Source organism: Paraburkholderia franconis (assembly GCF_009362735.1).
In the GTDB taxonomy this organism is placed as follows: domain Bacteria; phylum Pseudomonadota; class Gammaproteobacteria; order Burkholderiales; family Burkholderiaceae; genus Paraburkholderia; species Paraburkholderia franconis.
Genome location: NZ_WHNP01000208.1, coordinates 1 through 1,588 on the forward strand (window position 1 = coordinate 1; position 1,588 = coordinate 1,588).

Annotated in this window: 1 protein-coding gene and 2 pseudogenes; 1 reads left to right on the forward strand and 2 read right to left on the reverse strand. The window is 56.4% G+C overall.

Going from position 1 to position 1,588, the window contains the following annotated elements; all coding sequences use genetic code 11:
• Nucleotides 1-298 (reverse strand): annotated as a pseudogene (gene tnpA / locus GCT13_RS47615) (IS200/IS605 family transposase); the annotation flags it as partial.
• 94 nt (nucleotides 299-392) lie between these two features.
• Between tnpA and GCT13_RS47620 the strand changes: the two are divergent.
• Nucleotides 393-782, forward strand: a pseudogene (locus tag GCT13_RS47620) (transposase); the annotation flags it as partial.
• A 668-nt stretch (nucleotides 783-1,450) separates the two neighbouring features.
• On the opposite strand, the gene GCT13_RS47625 reads toward GCT13_RS47620, so the two are convergent.
• On the reverse strand, nucleotides 1,451-1,588 hold a 138-nt coding region (locus GCT13_RS47625), incomplete at its 5' end, for a BON domain-containing protein (RefSeq protein WP_152766483.1).

Sequence of the window (1,588 nt, forward strand, 5' to 3'; positions counted from 1 at the left end):
AATTGCGTTGCCGACCGCCGTACTTCCGGGCTATCTGAATTGCGCTCTTGCCCTTGATGTACCCCACCACGTTCGATACCGCTTATTTCGGCGGAATGCTCAGGCACATGTGAACGTGATCCCCCATCAGGTGTCCCTCGACGATTTTCGACTCCTTGTGGGACGCCAGTTCATGAAATATCTCCCCGAGCTGCCGACGCAACACGCCGAATATCTGTTTCTTGCGCCGCTTCGGGATGAACACCACGTGATACTTGCAGTCCCATCTCGTGTGGCTCAGGCTCTGATACTCTTTCATCCTGAATCTCCTTCTCTTGGCAGAGATAGGAAATTCACGCCGACCGTCGTAAAGGTCAAACCTTGGTGAGTCCACCGGCAGAGCCGGTGGCTTACCTAATGAGTTAATGGCATGGCTCGGTATCACGCCATCGGAATACTCCTCCGCCTCGAGGCGGTCCCGAGGCGGCATCACCAAGACCGGGAACAGCTATGCAAGGAAACTACCGGTCGAAGCGGCGTGGAGCTATCGCCATCACGCTCGTGTCAGCAGGGACATACAGGTACGACAGCAGGGCTTGCCCAAACCGCTGATTGATCGCGCCTGGGACGCGCAACTCAGACTTTGCCGTCGATACCGAAAGCTTTCGGCCCGGGGGAAGAGCATGAACGTCACCGTGATCGCGGTCGCTCGCGAACCCGCAGGCTTCGTCTGGAATATCGGGCATCTGGCAATGTCGCTCGCTTCGGACCGCTACCAACCCGCATCGCCGACTGTCCACTGATACCGAAGTTTCCTGAAGGCGACGTAGCCCGGTACTCGAGTAAACCGCGAGTTATCTTCGCAACGGCTCAAGCATCACCAATTTGCGGCTTTAGAGAGTGGCAGGCTCATGAGACGGACCACTGTAATGCGGTATCCAACCCGCGCATATCAGAGTGATCCACCGTCGACATTACTGCTACGTCGCCCTCAGGAAACTGACCCATATCACACCCGTGCAGCGTAATCTTCAAAGTTGACTTCACGGAAGTCATATCAGATAACTTTTGTTGTATTAATGCATACTTTTCTTAATATGCATATCTAATCTATTGGGCGATTCAAATTAAGATGGATGTGGTCAAGCCATGATAACTGGCTCATTATCACGGCAACGGACGCATCCAAACGCCGATAGACCTGTGTCGACCCGGAGCCGCCGTCCCAAACAGGAACAGAATTACGACTGCTCCCGGAGTACAACGGACATTCCCTTCATCGTCCACACTGGTCTAACGCATGCCGCAAATGAGCCGCAAACCGAGCGGGTTGAAACATGCCGGTCTTTGCGGAACATGGCGGGCGCAGTCCGTCGGGAGCGGCCCGCCGGTTTGAATGTCGCCGTCACTATCCCCGACGTCGTTCTCCGCGTGCGAATCGACCTGCGCGCAGCTTGCGACGGCGTGCGGACTACAGCGTTGGAATCACGCTCGGGAACTCCAGGTGGCTCTCCACGCGCTTGACGCCGGGCACGGCCTCGGCCGCAATGCGGATCGCGCGCTTTTCCTCCTCGGACTCAATCACGCCCCATAGATGCGCGACGCCGTC